The sequence below is a fragment of the Caulobacter sp. GW821-FHT12A07 genome (assembly GCF_058807655.1).
Map to the genome: position 1 here is coordinate 61,247 of NZ_JBXAQX010000006.1, position 21,112 is coordinate 82,358.

21 protein-coding genes are annotated in these 21,112 nt (G+C 67.5%); 16 read left to right on the forward strand and 5 right to left on the reverse strand.

Features of this window, described 5'->3' with window-relative positions:
• The first annotated feature begins 245 nt into the window (after positions 1-245).
• The 10 genes from trbB to AC1RRS_RS14005 are packed head-to-tail and all read left to right on the forward strand — an operon-like array spanning position 246 to position 9,199.
• Entirely contained in the window at positions 246-1,163 is a 918-nt protein-coding gene (trbB, locus tag AC1RRS_RS13960) for a P-type conjugative transfer ATPase TrbB (protein WP_492855671.1), read from the forward strand.
• A gap of 50 nt (positions 1,164-1,213) precedes the next feature.
• Positions 1,214-1,525 (forward strand): TrbC/VirB2 family type IV secretion system protein, encoded by a 312-nt coding sequence (locus tag AC1RRS_RS13965; RefSeq protein ID WP_487291813.1) that lies wholly within the window; start codon positions 1,214-1,216, stop codon positions 1,523-1,525.
• Positions 1,522-1,791 (forward strand): VirB3 family type IV secretion system protein, encoded by a 270-nt coding sequence (locus AC1RRS_RS13970; protein ID WP_487291806.1) that lies wholly within the window; start codon positions 1,522-1,524, stop codon positions 1,789-1,791. The genes AC1RRS_RS13965 and AC1RRS_RS13970 overlap by 4 nt, the downstream gene beginning before the upstream one ends.
• A gap of 4 nt (positions 1,792-1,795) precedes the next feature.
• A complete protein-coding gene (gene trbE / locus AC1RRS_RS13975; protein WP_492855673.1) occupies positions 1,796-4,213 on the forward strand; it encodes a conjugal transfer protein TrbE in 2,418 nt (805 codons plus the stop codon).
• A complete protein-coding gene (gene trbJ, locus AC1RRS_RS13980; RefSeq protein WP_492855674.1) occupies positions 4,210-4,950 on the forward strand; it encodes a P-type conjugative transfer protein TrbJ in 741 nt (246 codons plus the stop codon). The genes trbE and trbJ overlap by 4 nt, the downstream gene beginning before the upstream one ends.
• A complete protein-coding gene (gene trbK-alt / locus AC1RRS_RS13985; RefSeq protein ID WP_492855676.1) occupies positions 4,947-5,216 on the forward strand; it encodes a putative entry exclusion protein TrbK-alt in 270 nt (89 codons plus the stop codon). The genes trbJ and trbK-alt overlap by 4 nt, the downstream gene beginning before the upstream one ends.
• The gene (gene trbL / locus AC1RRS_RS13990) at positions 5,216-6,469 is read left to right on the forward strand and encodes a P-type conjugative transfer protein TrbL (RefSeq protein ID WP_492855677.1); all 1,254 of its coding nucleotides are present in this window, start codon (positions 5,216-5,218) and stop codon (positions 6,467-6,469) included. The genes trbK-alt and trbL overlap by 1 nt, the downstream gene beginning before the upstream one ends.
• Before the next feature lie 5 nt (positions 6,470-6,474).
• The gene (gene trbF / locus AC1RRS_RS13995) at positions 6,475-7,155 is read left to right on the forward strand and encodes a conjugal transfer protein TrbF (RefSeq protein ID WP_492855678.1); all 681 of its coding nucleotides are present in this window, start codon (positions 6,475-6,477) and stop codon (positions 7,153-7,155) included.
• Positions 7,155-8,018 (forward strand): P-type conjugative transfer protein TrbG, encoded by an 864-nt coding sequence (gene trbG, locus AC1RRS_RS14000; RefSeq protein ID WP_492855679.1) that lies wholly within the window; start codon positions 7,155-7,157, stop codon positions 8,016-8,018. The genes trbF and trbG overlap by 1 nt, the downstream gene beginning before the upstream one ends.
• The gene (locus AC1RRS_RS14005) at positions 8,015-9,199 is read left to right on the forward strand and encodes a TraB/TrbI/VirB10 family type IV secretion system protein (protein ID WP_492855680.1); all 1,185 of its coding nucleotides are present in this window, start codon (positions 8,015-8,017) and stop codon (positions 9,197-9,199) included. The genes trbG and AC1RRS_RS14005 overlap by 4 nt, the downstream gene beginning before the upstream one ends.
• On the opposite strand, the gene AC1RRS_RS14010 is transcribed toward AC1RRS_RS14005, so the two are convergent.
• A complete protein-coding gene (locus AC1RRS_RS14010; protein WP_492855682.1) occupies positions 9,196-10,116 on the reverse strand; it encodes a LysR family transcriptional regulator in 921 nt (306 codons plus the stop codon). The two genes, AC1RRS_RS14005 and AC1RRS_RS14010, sit on opposite strands and share 4 nt — an antisense overlap.
• A gap of 250 nt (positions 10,117-10,366) precedes the next feature.
• Between AC1RRS_RS14010 and AC1RRS_RS14015 the strand changes: the two genes are divergently transcribed.
• Positions 10,367-11,281, forward strand: coding sequence for a HEPN domain-containing protein (locus tag AC1RRS_RS14015; protein ID WP_492855683.1), 915 nt, complete (start codon positions 10,367-10,369; stop codon positions 11,279-11,281).
• A 15-nt stretch (positions 11,282-11,296) separates the two neighbouring features.
• On the opposite strand, the gene AC1RRS_RS14020 is transcribed toward AC1RRS_RS14015, so the two are convergent.
• The 4 genes from AC1RRS_RS14020 to AC1RRS_RS14035 all read right to left on the reverse strand — a co-directional run bounded on the left by AC1RRS_RS14020 (position 11,297) and on the right by AC1RRS_RS14035 (position 13,671).
• Positions 11,297-11,818 carry a hypothetical protein gene (locus AC1RRS_RS14020; protein ID WP_492855684.1) on the reverse strand — a complete coding sequence of 174 codons (522 nt, stop codon included), beginning with the start codon at positions 11,816-11,818 and terminating at the stop codon, positions 11,297-11,299.
• A gap of 95 nt (positions 11,819-11,913) precedes the next feature.
• Positions 11,914-12,288 carry a DUF5615 family PIN-like protein gene (locus AC1RRS_RS14025; RefSeq protein WP_492855685.1) on the reverse strand — a complete coding sequence of 125 codons (375 nt, stop codon included), beginning with the start codon at positions 12,286-12,288 and terminating at the stop codon, positions 11,914-11,916.
• Positions 12,285-12,935, reverse strand: a complete 651-nt coding sequence (locus AC1RRS_RS14030) for a DUF433 domain-containing protein (RefSeq protein ID WP_492855686.1) — start codon at positions 12,933-12,935, stop codon at positions 12,285-12,287. The genes AC1RRS_RS14025 and AC1RRS_RS14030 overlap by 4 nt, the downstream gene beginning before the upstream one ends.
• Before the next feature lie 268 nt (positions 12,936-13,203).
• Positions 13,204-13,671 (reverse strand): MerR family transcriptional regulator, encoded by a 468-nt coding sequence (locus AC1RRS_RS14035; RefSeq protein WP_492855687.1) that lies wholly within the window; start codon positions 13,669-13,671, stop codon positions 13,204-13,206.
• A gap of 80 nt (positions 13,672-13,751) precedes the next feature.
• Here AC1RRS_RS14035 and AC1RRS_RS14040 point away from each other — a divergent pair, with 80 nt between their 5' ends.
• The 5 genes from AC1RRS_RS14040 (at position 13,752) to AC1RRS_RS14060 (ending at position 21,058) form a co-directional block, all read left to right on the forward strand.
• Positions 13,752-14,990 carry an NADH:flavin oxidoreductase/NADH oxidase family protein gene (locus AC1RRS_RS14040; protein ID WP_492855688.1) on the forward strand — a complete coding sequence of 413 codons (1,239 nt, stop codon included), beginning with the start codon at positions 13,752-13,754 and terminating at the stop codon, positions 14,988-14,990.
• Positions 14,991-15,030: 40 nt separating this feature from the next.
• On the forward strand, positions 15,031-15,948 hold the full coding sequence (locus AC1RRS_RS14045; protein ID WP_492855690.1) for a hypothetical protein: 918 nt from the start codon (positions 15,031-15,033) through the stop codon (positions 15,946-15,948).
• 446 nt (positions 15,949-16,394) lie between these two features.
• Positions 16,395-16,922: an RNA polymerase sigma factor gene (locus AC1RRS_RS14050; protein WP_492855691.1), complete on the forward strand. Its 528-nt coding sequence runs from the start codon at positions 16,395-16,397 to the stop codon at positions 16,920-16,922.
• 16 nt (positions 16,923-16,938) lie between these two features.
• The gene (locus tag AC1RRS_RS14055; RefSeq protein ID WP_492855693.1) at positions 16,939-17,922 is read left to right on the forward strand and encodes a FecR family protein; all 984 of its coding nucleotides are present in this window, start codon (positions 16,939-16,941) and stop codon (positions 17,920-17,922) included.
• 124 nt (positions 17,923-18,046) lie between these two features.
• Entirely contained in the window at positions 18,047-21,058 is a 3,012-nt protein-coding gene (locus AC1RRS_RS14060; RefSeq protein WP_492855694.1) for a TonB-dependent receptor domain-containing protein, read from the forward strand.
• The last annotated feature ends 54 nt before the right edge of the window (positions 21,059-21,112 follow it).

Sequence of the window (21,112 nt, forward strand, 5' to 3'; positions counted from 1 at the left end):
ACCGCGCCCACCACCTTGGGCAAGCTGAACCACGGGCGTTTTTCCGGGTCTCCGCACTGCCGGCTCTACGCAAACCCGGCCCTCCTACGCCATCGCCTGTCTTTGCGCGCCATAGCTCGCCCGACCCAAAGCGCTTGTTGCGCGACCTGGACGGCGGCCTTCTCTAGTGAGCCTCCGCTCGACGCCGAGGCTCTGTTGTGTCCCTTCATCCCCTTGCCAGCGAACCCGCGCAGCGCAGTCAGCGCATGCTGCGCACCGCGCTGGGGCCGACGATCAGCGCCTGGCTCGCCGAGGCCGATGTGGTCGAGGTGATGCTCAATCCCGATGGCCGGCTCTGGGTGGAGCGGCTGGGCGAGGGGCTACTTGCGACCGACGCGATCCTCGGCGCCGCCGACGCCGAGCGGATCGTCCGTCTCGTGGCTCACCATGTCGGCGTCGAGGTTCACGCCCGAAGCCCCAGGGTTTCGGCCGAACTGCCCGAGGGCGGCGAGCGCTTCGAGGGCCTGCTGCCGCCGGTGGTCACGGCGCCGATCTTCGCCATCCGCAAGCCGGCGATCCAGGCCCTGCGACTGGCCGACTATGTCAGGGCCCAGGTGATGGATCAGCGCCAGGCCCGGCTGCTCAAGGCCGCGATCGCCGATCGCAAGAACATCCTCATCGCCGGCGCCACCTCCAGCGGCAAGACCACCCTGGCCAACGCCTTGCTCGCCGAACTGGCCGAGCGCGACGAGCGGATCGTGCTGATCGAGGACACGATCGAGTTGCGATGCCCAGCCGCCAACACGGTGGCTTTGCGCAGCAAGGAGGGCGTGGCCTCCCTGACCGAGCTTCTGCGCTCGACCCTTCGGCTGCGGCCTGACCGGATCATCATCGGCGAGGTACGCGGTCCCGAGGCGCTCGACCTGATCAAGGCCTGGGGCACGGGCCATCCGGGCGGGGTAGCGACCATCCACGCCGGCACGCCGTTGGGGGCGCTGCGCCGGCTCGAGCAGCTGATCCAGGAGACGGCGACGTCCGTTCCGCGCGCCCTCATCGCCGAAACCATCGACCTCGTCGCCGTCCTGTCCGGACGCGACGGCCCGCGCCGGCTCACCGACCTCGTCGTCGTCGAGGCGCTCGCGGACGGCGACTACGTGCTCTCACCCCTAGGAGACCCGCAATGACCTCGCCCCATGCGGCCGCGCGCCGCAAACGCCGGCTGCTGGCCGGATCCATGCTCGATCGGCTCGGCTGCGCCGCCATCACCGCCGGCGGCCTCCTCTACGCGCTGCCGGCCAGGGCGGCGGGCTCCTCGATGCCCTGGGAAGCGCCCCTGCAATCGATCCTGGAATCGATCGAGGGGCCGGTCGCCAAGATCGTCGCGGTGATCGTGATCATCGTGACGGGGCTGTCGCTGGCGTTCGGCGAGACGTCGGGCGGGTTTCGCCGCCTGATCCAGATCGTGTTCGGCCTTTCGATCGCCTTCGCCGCCTCCAGCTTCTTCCTGTCGTTCTTCTCGTTCGGCGGCGGAGCGATGATCGCATGAGCCCCGGCGATATTCCCGCCGGCTACCACGCCGTCGTGCATCGCGCGCTGCTGGAGCCGATCCTGCTCGCCGGCGCGCCCCGCACGGTGGCGATCGCCAACGGCACGCTCGCCGCCGCCATCGGTCTGGGCCTTCGGCTCTGGATCGTCGGTCTGGTCATCTGGATGATCGGTCACGGCCTGGCGGTCTGGGCGGCGCGCTACGACGTGCAGTTCGTCGAGGTGGGACGACGCCACCTGCGCTATCCGCCGTACTTGCGGGTCTGAGCCGATGATGGCGCTCAAGGCCTATGGCGACCGGACCCCGGCCCTGGCCGATTTTCTGCCGTGGGCGGCGCTGGTCGCAGAAGGGGTCGTTCTCAACAAGGACGGTAGTCTTCAGCGGACCGCCCGCTTTCGCGGCCCGGATCTCGACAGCGCCACCCTGGCCGAGCTGACGGCGACGACGGCGCGGCTGAACAACGCCCTGCGCCGGCTCGGTTCGGGATGGGCGCTGTTCGTCGAGGCCAGACGGGATCCGGCGCCCAGCTACGCCGCGAGCCGATTTCCCGATCGGGTTTCGGCGCTGGTGGATCTGGAGCGGCGCGAACAGTTCGCCGAGGACGGATCACACTTTGAGTCCCGCTACTACCTGACCTTCGTCTGGCGCCCACCCGCCGAGGACGTCTCGCGCCTGGGGGCGCTGATGTTCGAGGGACGGGCCTCACGAGGACCCGACGCCTGGGAGGAGGTCCAAGGCTTCATTCAGCGGACGGATCGCGTTCTGCAGCTGATCGAGGGCTTCATGCCCCTGGCCGCCTGGCTGGACGATGCGGCGACGCTGACTTTCCTGCACGGCGCGGTCTCCACCACGCGCCAGACGGTTCGCGTGCCCGAGACGCCGATGCACCTGGACGTGCTCTTGGCCACCCAGCCGCTGATCGGCGGTCTGGAGCCACGCCTGGGCGACCAGCACCTGCGGGTGCTCAGCGTGATCGGCTTTCCGAGCGTGACCTTCCCCGGAATTCTCGACGAGCTGAACCGGCTGGCCATTCCTTACCGCTGGTCGACGCGGGCGCTGATGCTCGACAAGACCGACGCGGTGAAACTGCTCTCGAAGATCCGCAGGCAATGGTTCGCCAAGCGCAAGTCGATCAGCGCCATTCTCAAGGAGGTGATGACCAACGAGGCCTCCTCGCTGGTCGACACTGATGCAGCCAACAAGGCCGCCGACGCTGATGCGGCTCTGCAGGATCTGGGGGCCGATGACGTCGCCCAGGCCTTCGTCACCGCAAGCGTGGTGGTCTGGGACGCCGACCCAAAGGTGGCCAATGACAAGCTTCGTCTCGTCGAGAAGGTCATCCAAGGACGGGACTTCACGGTCATCCCCGAAAGCCTGAACGCCGTGGAGGCCTGGCTTGGTAGTCTGCCAGGCCAAGTCTACGCCAACGTCCGTCAGCCGCCGATTTCCACGGTCAACCTCGCCCACATGATGCCGCTCTCGGCGGTGTGGGCCGGGCCACACGGCGACGCGCACCTTGGCGGCCCGCCGCTGCTCCAGGCGCGCACCGACGGCTCCACGCCCTTCCGGCTTTCGCTCCACGTCGGCGATGTCGGCCATGCCCTGGTGGTGGGACCAACCGGGGCGGGCAAGTCGGTGCTGCTGGCCGTCCTCGCCCTATCGTTTCGCCGCTACGCCGGCGCCCAGATCTTCGCCTTCGACTTCGGGGGCTCGATCCGGGCCGCGGTGCTGGCCATGGCCGGACGGTTCCATGATCTGGGCGCGGACGGCGCGCCCGCTCTCCAGCCGCTGGCGCGCGTCGATAATCTGGCCGAACGGGCTTGGGCGCTCGACTGGCTCACGGCCCTGCTCACCCGTGAGAACGCCGCGCCGGGCCCCGAAGGGCGCCAGCACCTATGGTCGGCTCTGGAGGCCCTGGCCAGCACACCGCTCGATCAGCGAAGCCTGACGGGGCTGGCGGCGCTTCTTCAGGACGCGCCGCTGAAGCTGGCGTTGTCGCCCTACTGTCTGGGCGGACCGGCGGGCCGGCTGCTGGACGCCGATCATGAGAGTCTCGGCGTCGCCGATCTGGAAGCCTACGAGATCGAGGGGCTGGTCGGCACGCCCGGCGCGGCGGCGGTGCTGGCCTATCTTTTCCACCGCATCGAGGCGCGGCTGGACGGTCGGCCGACCCTGGTGATCATCGACGAAGGCTGGCTGGCGCTGGATGATCCGCTGTTCGCCGGCCAGGTGCGCGAGTGGCTCAAGACCCTGCGCAAGAAGAACGCCAGCGTCGTCTTCGCCACCCAATCCCTGGCCGACATCGAGGGCAGCACGATCGCGCCGGCGATCATCGAAAGCTGCCCCACGCGCCTATTCCTGCCCAACGCCCGGGCTCTGGAACCGCAGATCGCCGAGGTCTACCGGAGCTTCGGCCTCAACGCCCGGCAGATCGAAATCCTCGCCCGGGCCACGCCCAAGCGCGACTACTACTGCCAGTCGCCGGTGGGCGACCGCCTCTTCGAGCTGGGGCTGGGCGAAGTGGCCCTGGCCTTCGCCGCGGCGTCTTCAAAGAGCGATCACGCCGCCATGGACCATGTCCTGGCCAGCGCCGGTCCTGACGGCTTCGCGCAGGCTTGGCTCGTGGAGCGGGGGCTCGACTGGGCGGCCGACCTTCTCTCGACCCTGCCACAGGAGATTCTGTCATGACCCCGCGCCTTGCTCGTCGCCGGCTGCTGCTAGCGGTCGGCGTCCTCGCGTCGGCTCCGGCCGTCGCGCTCGCGCAGTTCACGGTCTTCGACCCGTCCAACTACGCCCAGAACCTGCTGACCGCGACCCGCTCGCTGCAACAGATCAACAACCAGATCACCAGCCTGCAGAACCAGGCCCAGTCGCTCGTCAACCAGGCCCGCAACCTGACCACGCTGCCCTACTCGGCGCTGGATACGCTGCAGAACCAGTTGCAGCGCACCCGCGCCCTGGTCGACGAGGCCAAGGGCCTGGCGATGCGGGTCAGCGATATCGAGACGGCGTTCAAGGCCGCCTATCGCCCTGCCAATCTGAGCGCCGGCGATCTTGACCTGGTGGCCGACGCCCGAACGCGGTGGGCCAACAGCGTAGGCGCCTTCCAAGACGCCTTGAAGGTGCAGGCCGGCGTCGTTGGCAATCTCGACCAGGCCCGTTCGGAGATGAGCGTCCTGGTGAGCGCCAGCCAATCGGCAAGTGGCGCTCTGCAGGCCGCGCAGGCGGGCAACCAGCTTCTCGCGCTACAGTCTCAGCAGCTTTCGGACCTGATCACCCTGCTGGCCGCCTCGGGCCGGGCCCAAACCCTGGAGGCGGCGCAGCGCGCGGCCGCCCAGGACCAGGCCCGCGAGCAGCTTCGGCGCTTCCTGACGCCTGGAACCGGCTATCAGCCCGGCTCGGCCAAGATGTTCAACCAGCCATGAGCGCGCGCCTGGCTTTCCGCCTGGGCGCGATCGGCCTAGCCGCCCTGGTCGTTCTGGTCACCGTGCTCGAGGCCGGACGCAAGACGCCCGCCCCGCCGCCGGCGCGGGCGCAGGTAATCGCCGCGCCCGCCTATCCCAAGGTCCACCAGGCCGAACTGGCGCGATGCCAGGCGCTCGGCGCGGCAGGCGCGCAAGAGCCGACCTGCCTGAAGGCCTGGGCCGATGCGCGCACACGCTTCCTGGGCGGGGCGGAGGCCACGCGCTGATGGAAGGGCCAGGCGTCATCGACCGCTTCCTGGGCGTCTTCACCGCCTATATCGACTCCGGGTTTGGCCTGCTCGGCGGCGAGGTGGCGTTCGTCGCCACGACCCTGATCGTCATCGACGTCACCCTGGCCGCGGTCTTCTGGAGCCTGGGCGAAGGCGAGGACGTCATCGCGCGCCTGATCCGCAAGACGCTCTTCATCGGGGCCTTCGCCTATCTGATCGGCAACTGGAACGCCCTGGCCAGGATCATCTTCGAGAGCTTCGCGGGCCTTGGCCTGAAGGCGTCCGGGACCGGGTTCGCCGCCGCCGACCTTCTTCGTCCCGGCCGCGTCGCCCAGGCTGGGATCGATGCTGGCCGCCCGCTGCTGGAGAGCATTTCGGGCCTGATGGGCTACGTCGCCTTCTTCGAGAATTTCATCCAGATCGCCATCCTGCTGGTGGCCTGGCTGATCGTCGTGCTGAGCTTCTTCGTCCTGGCGGTCCAGCTCTTCGTGACGCTGATCGAGTTCAAGCTGACGACCCTGTGCGGCTTCGTGCTGATGCCCTGGGGGCTCTTTGGCAAGACCGCCTTCCTCGCCGAGCGCGTGCTCGGGGCGGTCGTGGCCTCCGGCGTGAAGGTCATGGTGCTGGCCGTCGTGGTCGGCATCGGCTCGACGCTGTTTGCGCAATTCACCGCCGGCTTCGCCTCCAGCCAGCCGACGATCGAGGAGGCCCTGGCCGTGGTGCTGGCCTCGCTGTGCCTGCTTGGCCTGGGGCTCTTCGCCCCCGGGATCGCCAGCGGCCTGATCGCGGGCGGCCCCCAGCTTTCGGCTGGAGCGGCCGTGGGCGCTGGGGCCGCGGCCGGCGGCGCCCTACTGGCCGGCGGCGCTCTGGCGGGCATGGCGGCGGGCGGCGCGGCGGGCCTGGCGATGGGGGCGGCGCGCGGCGGCGCGAGCCTGGCGGGGGCGGCGACCGGCGCGGCCCAAAGCGGGGGCGCGATGGGTTTGGTCAAGGCCGCCGCGAGCGGCGCGGCCAGCCCCCTGCGGCGCCTGGCTCAGGATCTTGGCGGCCGTTTCGCCGCCGCGCGCGCCCAGCAGACGAGCGGATCGACGGCCGGGCAAGACGGCCCGCGGTCTGCAACGCGGCCGCCTGGCTGGGCGCGGCGCATGAACCGCGGCCAGGCCGTCGCCCACGGCGCTTCGGCCGCCAGCCACGCGGCCTCGTCCGGCCAGAGCGGCGGCGGTGCGTCGGTCGATCTCTCGGAAGGAGACTAAGAGCGATGTTCAAGCGCCCTGAGGTGCGATACGGCGCGACGCCCGAACTCGACACGCCCTATCGGCGGGCGCGCCAGGACTGGGACGACCGCGAAGGCAGGATCGCGATCAATGGCCGTCGCGTCTGGCGCCTGGCTCTGGTCGAGGCCGGGGTGATCGCGGTGCTGGCGACGGGGCTCGTGTGGCAGGGCGCGCGCGGCCAGATCACGCCCTGGATCGTCGAGGTCGATCGGCGAGGCGAAGCCCGTGCGGTCGCGCCGGCGGACGCCGACTTCAAGCCCTCTGATTTCATGATCGCCGCGCGGCTCGAACGCTTCATCCAGGAAGTGCGGTCGGTGTCGGCCGACCCGATCGTCGTGCGCCAGAACTGGTTGTCGGCCTATGGGGTGACCAGCGCCAAAGGGGCCCGCGCCCTCAGCGCCTACGCCCAGGCCGACGATCCCTTCCTGCGGGTTGGCAAGGAGCAGGTCTCGGTGGAGATCGCCAACACGCTAAAGGTCTCGCCGACCAGCTTCCGGGTCGAATGGGTCGAGCGCCGATATCAGGACGGCAAGCTGTCGGCGACCGAACGCTGGGCCGCGACCCTGACCGTGATCCATCGCCCGGCCCGCAACGCCGAACACCTCAAGAAGAACCCGCTCGGCGTCTACGTCGACGCGATCGACTGGTCCAAGGAGATGGCCTGATGCGCATGCCGACCCCGATCCTGACGCCCATGGTCGTGGCGATCACAGCCATGGCGAGCACGCCGGCCGCGCAGGCCGATCCGCGCCGCCCGATCGCCGCGGCCAACGCCGCCGCGCGTGTCCAGCCGCAACTCGACACCTTCCAAGGCGCTGTCCAGACGTTCGCCTGGCGCGATGGCGGGCTCTACCAGATCTACGCCGCTCCAGGACGCGTGACCGACATCGTCCTGGAGGAGGGCGAAAGCCTGATCGGATCTGGGCCGATCGCGGCCGGCGACACCGTGCGCTGGATCATCGGCGACACCGAGAGCGGCCTCGGCGAGCGGCGGCGCGTGCATGTGCTGGTCAAGCCGGCCCAGAGCGGGCTGATCACCAATCTGATCATCAACACCGACCGGCGCACCTACTATGTCGAACTGCGCGCCACGCCCGCGACCTACATGGCGTCTGTCGCTTGGACCTATCCCAAGAGCGCGCTGATCGCGCTGGCCAAGCCGAGCACCTCGCCGCCAGCGCCCGTCGCGCCACCGCCTAAGTCCGCGCCGCCGCCGGTAGACTTGGCGGCCTTGTCGTTCGACTACAGGATTTCCGGAGACAAGGTCGACTGGCGCCCGCAGCAGGTCTTCGATGACGGGCGCAAGACCGTGCTCGTCTTCTCCTCGTCCATCGCCGCTGGCGAACTGCCGCCGCTGTTCGTGTTGGACGCCGCCGGCCGCCCCGCGCTCGTCAACTATCGGATCGAAGGGCGACGGATGATCACCGACCGCCTGCTCGATCGCGCCGAGCTGCGCCTGGGCGACAAGCGCAAGGCTCGCCGCGTGCGCATCGAGCGCATCGAGCGCATCGGAGCCCGGGACCGATGAACCGGCCGGCGGATGAGCGCGCGGAGGAGACGGTCAGGCTGCGGGCCGCGCCGCCGCGCGTGGCGCGGCTCTCGCGACCGGTGATCCTCGTGACCAGCGGCGTGGCGGTCGTGGCGATCGCCGTCGCCTTGGCGGTGGCCCTGCACGGCCGAACGCCAAAGCCGGTGGAGATCCCGATCGAAGAGCCCGACGCCAAGCCGCCGCTGGCGGCCATGGCCGATGCGCCCAAGACCTATGGGGACGTGCCTCGGCTGGGGCCGCCCTTGCCCGGCGATCTGGGGCGACCCATTCTTGCCGCCCAAGCCAAGGGCGTAGACGCAGCGCCCCCGGCGATGGGCCCGGGCGCCGGTTCGTCGAGCAGCTCCACCGAGGGCGCGCAACGATCCGTCGCCGACAGCGCCCGCACAGCGAGCCTGTTCACCGGCCAGGCCCCGCGATCGGCGCCGGCGGCCAACGCGTCAGCGCCGGCGCTCACCATGCCTTCGATCTCGCTTCCAGCGCCGTTGCTCGCGTCGCCATCGCCCCAGGCGCAGCCCAGCGATCCTCGGCAGGCCTTCCTCGACCGCCGGGCTGGCTCGACGGTGAGCGGCTTTCGCCTAGAGCCACCGGCCGGACGCCGGATCCTGCAGGCGCATACGGTGATCCCCGCCGCCCTGCAGACAGCGGTGAGCTCGGATCTGCCGGGTCCGGTGGCGGCGCAGGTCACCCGCAACGTCTATGACAGCCTGACGGGCCGAGAGGTTCTCATCCCTCAAGGCTCCAAGCTCCTGGGAACCTATGAGACGCGCGTCGCCTTCGGCCAGCGTCGCGTCCTGCTGGCGTGGGACCGCCTCCTTCTTCCCGATGGACGCTCGCTGCAGCTTGACCGGTTGGTCGCCGGCGACGCGGCCGGCCGCGCGGGCCTGTCGGATCGGATCGACGCCCATTGGGGCGAGACGACCAAGGCCGCCCTGCTATCGACCTTGCTGGGCGTCGGCGCCGAGCTTGGCAGCGACAGCGAGGGCGAGGTCACCCAGGCGATCCGCGAAGGGCTGCAAGGCAGCATCAATCAGACCGGCGAGCAGCTCGTGCGCCGCCAGCTCGATGTCCAGCCGACCCTGTCTCTGCGCGCGGGTCTACCGCTCTCGATCCTCGTGACCCGCGATATCGTCTTCGATACGCCGGTCGCCGCCGCCCGCTAGGTCTCGTCGGGCAAGAGGTCGAGCAGCCGACGCAGGGCCGGCTTGTCCGCCCGCCTGCCGACGATCGCCCTGAAAGTCAGAAACGCCCTGGTCAAAGGTCGGAAAACCACGCCGTTGACTCGAGGCGCGGCGGTCTCGTTGATCAGGGCAAATCCCTGGCCCAGCGCCACCAGCCGCGCGACGCCGGCCGCGCTCGCGGCCTGGGCCTGAAGGTTCAGATCCGAGGGATCGCGCCGCCGCGCCAGCCGGGAGACGGCCAGGGCGATCGCGGTGGGGGAAAGCAGCCGGCGCCCGGCCAGATCCTCCCAGGCCAAGGCGCTCTTGGCGGCCAGCGGATGCCCGGTCGGCAGGGCGACCACCAGGCGCTCGCGCCAACCCAGGCGCCGGTCTAGCCGGGCGGGCGGATCGATCATGAAGGCGATGTCGAGATGGTCTTGCAGCAAGGCGCTGGCCAATCGCTCGCCATCGGCTTCGAGGAGATCGACTTGCAGATCCGGTTCGCGCTCAAGCAGCCGGCGCATCAGGTCGTCCAGCGGACCAGGACCCAGTCCGCCCAACATGCCCACACGCAGGACGCCCATCTCGGCCTGGCCGAGCTCCGCCGCGCGGTCAACGGCGCGATCCAGACTCGCCAGGGCGGCCTTGGCCTCAGCGACGAAATCCGCGCCGGCCGCGGTCAAGCGCACGCCGCAGGGCGCTCGATCGAAGATCCGGGCGCCAAGCCGGGCTTCAAGGTCATGGATACGCCGGGAGACGGCCGACTGTTGGACACCCAGCGATCGCGCCGCGCGGCGGAAGCCGCCGTGCTCAGCCGCGGCCAGGACATAGCGCAACTGATGCAGACCCAATCCCGCCCAGGCGCTGGTCCGGGGCGGCGTGGGCCTGATCGGCGAACTCGTCAGCGGGGCGTCGAACACAAGCAGCGCCGATGGCGCGACCTTGGCGGTCGCCCGGGTATCCAGAGGGCGCTCGGATGCGCCGCGCCACTCTATAGAGCAAATATATGCGGAATATCCGCCTGGACCTGGAATGATCGACGCATCCGCACACCTTGTTTTCCGACGGCCCACGCGCTCGACCTTCGACGTCGGCGCTTTCCTGCCCTAGACTCTTTTCCTAGCCGCCGAACCAGAGTGTGATCGGCGGACGCGTACTCGTCAGGAGCCCATGAAGACCTCGCTCGACCATCTGCCGGCCGGCAAGCGCAAGGAACTCGACTTCGTGGTCGAGACGTTGCGCGAGGGGTTCCGCCAAGCGCTGAGCCGGCGAACCATGCCGCGCTTTCGAGCGGGCAAGCTTCTCAAGATCATCCTTTTCGGCAGCTATGCGCGCGGCGACTGGGTCGAGGATCCGAAAGGCCGCTACTTCTCCGACTACGACATCCTGGTGGTGGTCAATCATGAGGATCTGACCGACCTGGAGGAATTCTGGGGCAAGCCCGACGATGTCCTGCTGCGCGAGCTGGCTTCGGGCGAGCGCCTGCGCACGCAACCCAACTTCATCGTCCACAGCCTCGACGACGTGAACGAGCAGCTGCGGCTGGGCCGCTACTTCTTTACGGACATCCTCAGAGACGGCGTTACGCTTTTCGAGGAAGACGGATTTCCGTTTTCACAGCCCGAACTGCTGTCGCCTCAAGACGCCTACAGCGAAACGAAAGGCTACTACGAAGAGTGGATGCGGAGCGCCTCGGCGTTCCTTAGGGGCGCTCGCTTTTACCGCACCGACGGGAGCCCAAAGGAAGCGGCGTTTTCCCTCCACCAAGCGGCAGAGAAATTCTACCACGGCCTGATCCTGGTCCTGACGCTCTACAGCGCAAAGACCCACCGCCTGAACCTTCTGCGCGATCGCGCCGAGGCGATGGATGCGCGCCTGATCGGCCTCTGGCCCGGCTCCAACAAGTTCGAGCGCCAGGGGTTCGACCTGATCCGTCGCGCCTATGTCGAGGCGCGCTATTCCAAGACCTATGAGATCTCGGCCGAGCACCTGGACTGGCTGGAAGAGCGTGTCGCCGCCCTGAAGGCAATCGCCGAAACCATCGCTCTGGAGCGGATCGAAGCCCTTAGGAAGGCAGCCGGTTAGCGCGCCTCACGGCGCTCAAAGGTCCAGCAGCACCTCAAGGCCCTTCTTGAACTCGACGACGCTCTCTCCGATGCCCAGCATCTTGGTCAACGATTCCAGCGGACCGTCGATCGCGGCCAAGGCGCCTTTCACGACCTTCCTGTAGCCCCAGGGGCGCAAGCGTCGCCGGTCGCTGACGCGTTCCAGCGCGCGATTGCGGGCGGGTGGGATCTGAAAGTTGGCGTACTCGATGACCTGCAACTTGAAGCGCAGAGGGGCTCCGGTCAGGCCGTAGTCGAGCAGCCGGGCTCGATAAGCGCCAACCTCAACGAAGGCCAGGATCGCATCGATGAGTTCCTTGATCTGGCCCCGGGCTTCATCGAGCGCTGCGGGCAACGCGCTCTCATCCCGGGCAAACACGCCCGAGAAGCGATCAGGCAGCAGCAGCCATCGATACTCGAGTATCTCGATAAACAGCTGATCGAGAAGCTTGAGCATGCCCACGATCGCCTCGCCCGGCGGGAAATCGTCGATTTCTGGCGCTGAATAGTCGGCCATCGCTTAGCCCCTTCACGATTGCGAGGAGCACAATCTTTGCGCGAGTTTCTACCGGAGAGTCAAACCTTCGCTGTGCGGGACCAGGCCTGCCCCAATCAACCGACAGGCAAGGGATAGCGTTCAATCAGCGCCTCGCCATCATCGAGCGCGATCTCAACAACCTCGTTCAGCAGATCTTGCCCCTCAATTTCCTCCAGGATCGCATCGAAGAGGATGCGCTGCTCAGCAGGCGGCACCTGAGGGACGATGATCACCAGGCCTGCGTGCAGCTCGGCTTCGGCGTAGAGACGTCTGAAATCGCGGGCGTTGTTGGTGACGAAGGTGAAGAACTCCTGACGGATGGGCTCCATCAGGTTCCAGTCCTGCATGCCACCCATCCCGCGCCAGGTGACGTGGGTGGCTTCGTGTCCCCGGCCTTGCGCCACCTCCACCAGCGAGGTGTGCAGGCACTCGTCGATCAGGAAATTCAACGAGCGCCCGCCGGTCCGGAAGCCTTACGCAGCGGATCACTCTTGAGAGAGATCCGCTTGCTGGAGGTGGATTTCACGCCGTGATCGGACAAGCGCTTGGGGCGCCCGCGCCGGGGGTGAGCCTTCGCCCAGAGTTTGGCCAACTCGAGTTTGCGTTCATCTAGCTTGGGATAGCCCGACAGCAAATCTTGTCGCTCGGCGCCAGCGTCAAGCATCGCCACGACACCATAGACCGGGATGCGCGTGCCCTTGAACACCGGCTCGCCGCCCAGAATCTGCGGGTCGCGGTGGATGGCCGACTCGGCCTCCTCCAGGTCCCGTACACGGGCCTCGACCTCTTTACGAGCTTCGGCGACGTCGACGTGAAGCACATTGTTGGCCTTCACCATTCGGGCATGCGGCTGAGCCACCACCACCTCAAACAGATGCTGCCGACGCTCGACCGGCAAGCTGCCGGCCAGGAAGTGCTCCAGCCGCATACACAGCAGATGGCTATGGGTCAGATAGCGCCTGGGCGCTCGCGCGCCGACACCCGGCCGCGCCACATCGACGATGTGCTTGTCGATCAGGTTATTGACCGCCTTGAGACCCAAGCCGCTGACGGCGGCAGCTTCCGCAGGCGTGTAGAGACGGGGAGTATTGCGCATAATCATTCTCCAGAAGGAGAATATATAGGGTTTAGCCGGCCGGGTCACGCCCCAGCGGGGACAATGGCTTCAGTTAGGGCCCCCGGCCCCTCCGGTCAGCCGTATTCTTCCGCTGACGACAGAGCCCAGGCGCAGGTCAGGCGGCTCATCTGCTGACGTCCAACCGAGCCTGGTCTCGGCGCCCAACTCAGCGTTGGCTTAGGCGATCCGATCGGCCGACTTGGCGCAGGGGGCCGCGTCCGTTCCAAATGTCCGAGAAGGGTCCAGCCTAGGCGCGGGTGCGACGCCGCACTTGAGGACGACTTGGTTCCTCGGTGGGAACGGACGCGATCTCCTTGCCCAAGACGCTCGAAAGCACCCGGCGCGCATTGGCGGCGCAGTCCAGATCTTCGGGTTTGCTTTCAATTCCAGAGATGAGCGCGACAAGCTGGGTCTTGGTTTCGGCCAGGCGGACCTCAAGGGCTTCGATGTCGGACACGCGCGTGTGAAGCGCCGTTAAGAGGGCGTCGTGCTTCCAGTCTGCTAGATCGGAGGGGAGAAGAGTTCGGATCTCGTCGAGGCTGAACCCCGCCTTTTGCGCGGTGGCGATCAGCTCGAGCACGAGAACGGCGTCTTTCGGGTAGGTGCGATAGCCGTTCGGGCGGCGCTCCACCGTGCTGAGCAGACCTTCCCGCTCGTAGAACCGAATGCGCGACTGCGTAAGGCCAGTGCGCTTGGCGAGATCACCGATGTTCATCCGTAGGGCCCAAAAAGTACGTTGACCCTAAACCTAACTTAAAGGTTAGGGCTGGGTCCACGCTTTTCATGGAGCCGCTAATGTCTCTGTTTTCGCCGCTCACCCTGCCCAACGGCGCCGTGATCCCCAACCGCATCGCCAAGGCTGCGATGGAGGAGAACATGGCCGATGGAGACCACCTGCCTTCCGAGGCGCTGATCAACCTCTATCAGGCTTGGGCTGCAGGTAAGGCGGGGCTCCTCATCACCGGCAACGTAATGATCGATGCGCGCGCCATGACCGGGCCGGCCGGCGTGGTGCTGGAGAATGACCGTCACCTGGACCGCTTCAGGACCTGGGCCGCGGCGGCTCGGTCGGGCGGCGGGCAGGTGTGGATGCAGATCAATCATCCCGGCCGTCAGATGCCCGCGGCTCTCGGTCAGGAAACCTTGGCCCCTTCGGCGATCGCCCTGGACCTGGGCGCCCAGTCCAAGGTCTTTCCAATCCCGCGCGAGATGTCACCGTCCGACATCGCCGAGGTCGAGCGGCGGTTCGTGGCGACGGCGGTGCTGGCCGAGCGCGCTGGGTTCACCGGCGTAGAGATCCACGCCGCCCACGGCTATCTGCTGAGCCAGTTCCTCTCGCCCCTGGCCAATCATCGCCAGGACCGCTGGGGCGGCAGCCTGGAAAACCGTGCGCGCCTGCTGTTGGACATCGTGCGGGGAGTGCGGGCGGCCGTGACGCCGGGCTTCGCCGTGGCGGTCAAGCTCAACTCGGCGGACTTCCAGCGCGGCGGCTTTTCGCCAGAGGATGCGCGAGCCGTTGTCGAGATGCTCAACGGGATGGTCGTGGATCTCGTCGAGCTGTCAGGCGGCAGTTACGAGGCGCCGGCGATGATGGGCGCGTCGCGCGACGAGCGAACCCTGTCGCGCGAGGCCTATTTCCTGAAGTTCGCCGAAGAGATCAGCAAGGTCGCGGCTATGCCGTTGATGGTCACCGGCGGCATCAAGCGGCGCGAGGTGGCGCAGACGGTCGTTGACAGCGGCGTGGCCATGGCCGGCATCGCCACGGCGTTGGCCATCGAGCCAAACCTTCCCACGCTTTGGCGGCAGGGCAAGGCCATCGCGCCCAGCCTGCGGCCCATCACCTGGAAGAACAAGCCCATCGCCTCTTCGGCGCACATGGCCGCCGTCCGCTACCAGCTCGTGCGCTTGAGCCGCCGGCGGCGCACCGCCCCAAACATCTCGCCCGTCTGGGCTCTGATCACCTCTCAGCTCCAGGCCAAGAAGAGCGCTCGCCGATACCGGCGCTGGATGACGCAGCGCCTGGCAGTGGCCTGATCGCCATCGCTCTTGGCCCATCGTCAAAAAGGTTTAGCGCATGGTTGAGCAATTCGTGGACGTCGAGTTCGGCGGCCAACAGGTCCAGGTCCCCAAGGGCGGATACTACGATCGTTTCCGCTCCAATCCCGACCTCGACGTCGTGGCGCGCGATCCGGCCGCGGGCAATATCGACTTCTTCCGGCGGATCCCTAAGCAGAAGGTCGCCTCGCGGGTCGGCCCCGTCTGGGCGCCGAACTTCTACTACCGCAGCAGCTCCGTGCAGCTTCTGATGACGGCGCCGGTCGACCGGCTCGCCGCAGCCCTGCCTGCGCCGCTCGAGCCGCTACGACCCTTGCCGGGCAAGGGGCTGGTGGCGCTGACCTTCTTCTCCTACGCCGTCTGCGACAACGATCCCTACGACGAGGTCTCGATCGCCGTCGTCGTGCGCCGACCGGGGGCCACGGGCTCGCATGTCGGCCAGCTCCTGGGCGACATCCGGCGTCGCAACTTCTTCGCCCACGTTTTGGCTCTGCCGGTCACCACCGAGATCGCGCGCACGCGTGGCATACAAGGCTATCAGCTGCCCAAGTGGCTGACGCCGATCACGGTGGAGATCGGCAGTGAGGTGAAAGCCAGTATCGCCGCTCCCGACGGCTCTCCCGACCTGGTGCTTCACGCGCCGGCGCCGGCTTTCCGCGACGCGCCGTCTCAGTCGCGCCTGGGCGCCAGCACGATGGTCCACCAGATCGACGGCCAGTGGAACCAGACGGTCGTGCAGTCCAACACCCTGTCCTATTCCCAGGAGCTCTTTCCTAAGGGCGTGACCTTGACGCGCAATGGCGGGCCGATGAGCGATCTCCTCAATGGCCTGGGCGCCTCGGCCATGCTGCGGCTGGATGTGGTGAGGGACGCGCAGCTGGTGCTCAACATGCCAACGCTATTGAGAGGATTTGGCATTGGGCGAGGAGGTGGATGAACGGCCGAGACGCCCACAAACGAACGTCGCATTCCTGGAGCGAAGCTAAGGTCAATTGCCGCGCGATCCGCTACGACCTAGAATCAAACGGCGGGCGCCGCCTCATAGGTGACGATCTTGAGCCGGGGGTAATCGGCGGCGATCGTGGCTGAAGCCGGCGGGCCTTTGGCATGCGCACGAGGTTCCAACGCCCGCCCCTTTTCCGCCGAACGCCGCTCGCCGGCTTGCGCAGCCAGCCTATTTGATTCAGGATTCTCCGGCTGGCGTCCTTGCACGCTGGTGGGGCGTGGAAACCCCGTGCGTTGATTAGAGCCATAGCGACGAGCCGGAGACGGCTGGCCGCTCGCGTCTGGATTCCAGGCGCGCAACCCGTGTCCGCGGTTCGCGGTCGCGCGCCCTTGTCCGCCCAGGCGTTTCCCTCGCCTCCGTGAGCAGCGGAGTCGGCGATGGATCGGAATCTGAAGAGGCTCGCCACCCAGCCCGAAGCGGGATGGGATGATGGCCAAGACATGGACCAGCTCTATCGGCGCCATGCATCTTGGCTTGGCGGCATGCTGCGTCGACGTTTCGGCCAGGGCTTGGATGCGGACGCCGATGACGTCGTGCAGGAGACCTATGCCCGTCTGGCTCCCCACGCCGTGCGCGACATTCGCCGCCCGCGCGCGCTGCTGATGCGCGTGGCCTCGAACCTGGCCAAGGACATCCTGCGCCGCCGCGAGGTTCGGGGGCGACATGCCAAGGCCGTGCGTGACGAACCCGAAGGCGGCGTCACCGGAGAGGCAGCGCTGGAGTTGCTGGCCGCCAAGGAGGTCATCCTGTCGATCCCCGAGGCCTATCGCGATGTCTTCGTCTTGAGCCGCTTCCACGGTTTGACCTATGAAGAGATCGCCACACGCTGCGGTTTATCGGTGAAGTCTGTAGAATGGCGGCTGAGCAGGGCCATCGCTCACTGCGTCAAGCACGTTAAGGACTGAGCGGAAGAAGCGTCACATGAGCCTTTCGACCGTTTCGAGCGACCAAGCCAAGGAAGAGGCCGCGGACTGGTTTGCTCGCCTGAACAAACGCGACGTGTCCGCCGCCGACATGGAGGCCTTTCGACTCTGGCGCAAAGCGCCGGGTCACAAGGAGGCTTATGACGCCGTCGATGCGTTCTGGCGCCGGAGCGCCGCGCTCCAAGCCGACCCCGACATTGAAGCCGCCGTCTCGTCGGCGCTAACGCGTTCGGTCCCTGACCGAAAGTCCGTGCGCCGGCCGATCATCGGCGTGGGCTTCGCCGCGGCGATCCTGGTGATCGGCGCGGTCGGGGGCTACGCCCTTTGGGGTCCTACGACCTACGCCACGGACGTGGGCGAAACACGAACGGTTCGCCTCGACGACGGCTCGTCCATCGTCCTGGACACCCAGACAAAGGTCAGCGTTCGCTATTCGCGCGCCAACCGCGACATCCGTCTTGATCGCGGACAGGCCTTGTTCGACGTCGCCCATGACGCCACGCGCCCCTTCGTCGTCACCGCCGGCGAAACCTCGGTGAAGGCCTTGGGCACGCGCTTCGACGTGCGGCGGGAAGATGGCGGCGCACGTGTCACGCTCCTGCGCGGCGCGGTGGAGGTGAAGCGCCAGGCCCAAGCCGACACCAAGCCCTTGCGGCTGACGCCCGGGCAGACGCTGTCGCCCAAGACCACGACGCCGACCTTCGCGGACGTGCAGGCCCAGACGAGCTGGACGACCGGCCGCCTGGTCTTCAAATCCGTTCCGCTCGGCGAGGCCGTCGAGGAGGTCCGGCGCTACGATCGTCGCAAGATCGAACTCGATGTGGGCGACCTGGAACGCGCGCCCATCAGCGGCGCGTTCGACGCCGGCGACACCGAGACCTTTGTCAGCTCGGCCGCCGAACTGCTCGATCTGACCGTCACCCGACCGGAGAAGGGGGTCTTCCGGTTGACTCGTTCTGGAGCCCACAACGAGAGCCCCTGATTTTCTTTTCCGCAGGTCCAGGGAGACGAGGCGGCTGACGCGTCAATCCGCCGACGCACTGCGCCGTGCAAAGAAGATCCGTCCCGCGACGGACGCCGCGCGAGCGTCTGAGGGGACCTGTTTCATGCTTTCCGCATCTCTGCGCCGCCGCCTGCTGGCTGGGCTGGCGACCACCATTCTGACCCTGCCGCTCGGGGCCAATGCCGCGCTCGCCGCGCCCCAGGCGCAAACCCAGACGGTCGACTTCAATATCCAGCCCGGATCGCTGGACGGCGCGCTCCAGGCCTTCGCCCATCAGAGCGGGCGCCAGCTGATCTATACGCCGGATCTGGTCGCCGGGCTGAAGACGTCAGGCGTTCGCGGACGCCTGACGTCCGACGAGGCGATCGCCCGGCTGCTGGCCGGCGCCCCGATCGAGGTCCGGCGCGGGGGAACAAACGCTTTTGTTCTCAAGCGGCGCACGACGCCGATCCGTTTCGAGGACGAGCAGACGGCAACCCCCGACGCGGCCGCTCCAGAGCCCGGCCCCACCGAGGTCGCTGAAGTGGTGGTGACCGGATCGCTGATCCGGGGGGCGGGCGATGGCGCTTCGCCGATCGTCCACCTCGATCGCGAGACGCTGGACAGCGGCGGACATGCAACCCTGGCCGACGCCTTGAGCGACCTGCCCCAGAACTTCGGCGGCGGCTCGACGCCGGCCAACCAGCTGCTCGGCGCTGATCGCAGCTTCACCAACGACTCCGTCGCCACCGGCATCAACCTGCGAGGCCTAGGCAGTTCGGCGACCCTGATCCTGCTCAACGGCCGGCGAGTGGCTGGAACCGGGTTGAAAGGCAACTTCGCCGATGTCTCGGCCATCCCGACCGGCGCGGTCGAACGGGTCGAGGTGCTTCTCGACGGGGCCTCGGCGCTCTATGGGTCGGACGCCGTGGGCGGCGTGGTCAATGTGCGGCTGCGGCGTAATTTCATCGGCGCCGAAACGCGCCTGCGCGCCAGCGTCGCCGAGGGCGGCAAAGCTCAGGAACGACAGGTCTCCCAGACGGCCGGCTTCGGCTGGACCGGCGGCAACCTCGTCGTTTCGGGCGAGTATCACCATCGCGACGCCTTGTCGGCCCTGGATCGCCGCCTCACCAAAAGCAGCGACCTGCGGGGGCTGGGAGGGACCGACCATCGCAACAGCTTCGCCCATCCTGGGAACATCGTCGCCTACAGCGCCGCGGTCGGGGGCTACGTCCCGCTCTATGCGATCCCGCGCCCCGCGCCAGGGACCAGCCTGAAGCCGACGGATTTCATCGCCGGTTCAGCCAATCTCGGCGATCCGCGCCAGGGCAGCGACACCTTACCCGAACAGGAGCGCGCGAGCTTCTACGCCAGCGTCCGCCAGGATGTCGGCGAGGTCGAACTGTCGGCCGACGCCATCTACACCCATCGCCGTTTCTCCTACTTGCAGGGCGGCCCCACCACGATCCTCACTGTCCGGCAGGCCAATCCCTACTTCGTTTCGCCGACCGGCGCGGCCTCCCACCTGATCGGGTACAATTTCACCGATGATCTTGGCCCTCGCCGACTGTCAGGGCTGGGCGAAAACCTGGGCCTGACCTTCGGCGCGGCGCGAGATTTCGGGCGGACCTGGCGCTGGGACGCCTATGGCGCTTTCAGCATCGACCGAGGCCGTCGCGATCAGAACCGCGCCTTGAACACGCGCTTCCTCAACGAAGCCCTGGGCAATCTCGCCGACGATCCGCTCACGCCCTTCAGCGCCGCCCGAGACGGCTATTTCAATCCGTTCGGGACCAGCAACGCGGCGGTTCTCGACTTCGTCAACAGCGGCTACCAGCACCTCAAGCGGCGAAACCGGGTGAGCGCCGGCGGCGTCCAGATCGATGGCGTGCTGCTGACCCTGCCGGCGGGACCGCTGAAAATGGCGCTCGGAGTCCAGGCGCGGCACGAGGATTTCATCGTGCGCACCACCAACCTGACCTCGGGAACCAGCCCGACGACGAGCGGGGGACGCCTGTTCGACCGTGACGTCTCGGCGGGCTATGTCGAATTCCGAGCCCCTTTGGTTTCGCCGGAAATGGGCGTGCCCGGGGTGCGGCGCCTGGAACTTTCGCTGGCCGGTCGGATCGAGCGCTACAGCGACTTTGGCGTCACGCGTAATCCGAAGATTGGCGCGGTGTGGACGCCTATCGAATCCCTGAAGGTGCGGGCCAGTTACGGCACGTCGTTTCGCGCCCCCACGCTCGCCGACATCTATGAGACCTACGCCGTCGGCGCGGCCATCCTGCCCGACACGTCCGGACAGACGCTCATCCTGATGGAGACGGGCGGCAATCCCGACCTGGGCCCCGAAACCGCCAAGACCTGGACGCTGGGGTTCGATCTGGCGTCCCAGGCACGTCGCGGCGCACGCCTGAGCCTGACCTACTTCGACACCCGCTTTTCCGATCAGGTCGGCCATCCGGTGTATGACGACGTCATCAACGCTCTGACCAACCCGATCTACGCCAGCTTCGTGCGACGCCTCAATCCGACCAATGCGGCAGACATGGCCGCGGCCCAGTCCCTGATCGACCACCCGACCTCGACGGACGCCAAGCTCTTTCCGGCCAACGCCTTCGGGGCGATCCTCGACGGGCGCAACCGCAATGTCGGCGAGTTGAAGGTTCGTGGCCTGGACCTGCAGGCCAGTTGGCCGTTCAGCCTGGCGGGTGACAGCGTCGTCCTCAACGGCGATGCGTCCTATCTGTTCGACTACAAGCGCCAGCTGACGGTCGACGCGCCGACCATCCAGTACGTCGATCTGGCGACCTTTCCGGTCGATCTGCGGGCCAATCTCGGCCTGGCCTGGACGCATGGCGACTTCGTCACGAACGCCACGGTTCGCTATGTTGATGACTATCGGACCTCGGCTGGCGTGAAGATCGACAGCTGGACCACCCTGGACGCCCAGGTCCGGTGGACCGCGCCCTCGACCCGCGGGCCATCGGCAGGGGTGGTGATCGCGCTTTCGGCCCAGAACCTGCTGGGCCAGCAGCCGCCCTTCTATGACGCGGTCCAAGGCGTAGGCTACGACTCTGCCAACGCCGACGTCCTGGGCCGTGTCGTGGCTCTTCAGCTCACCAAACGCTGGTGATCCCCCGGCGGCGCGGCGATCAACGCCGCGCCGCGACGCTTCCCCTCGAAGGAC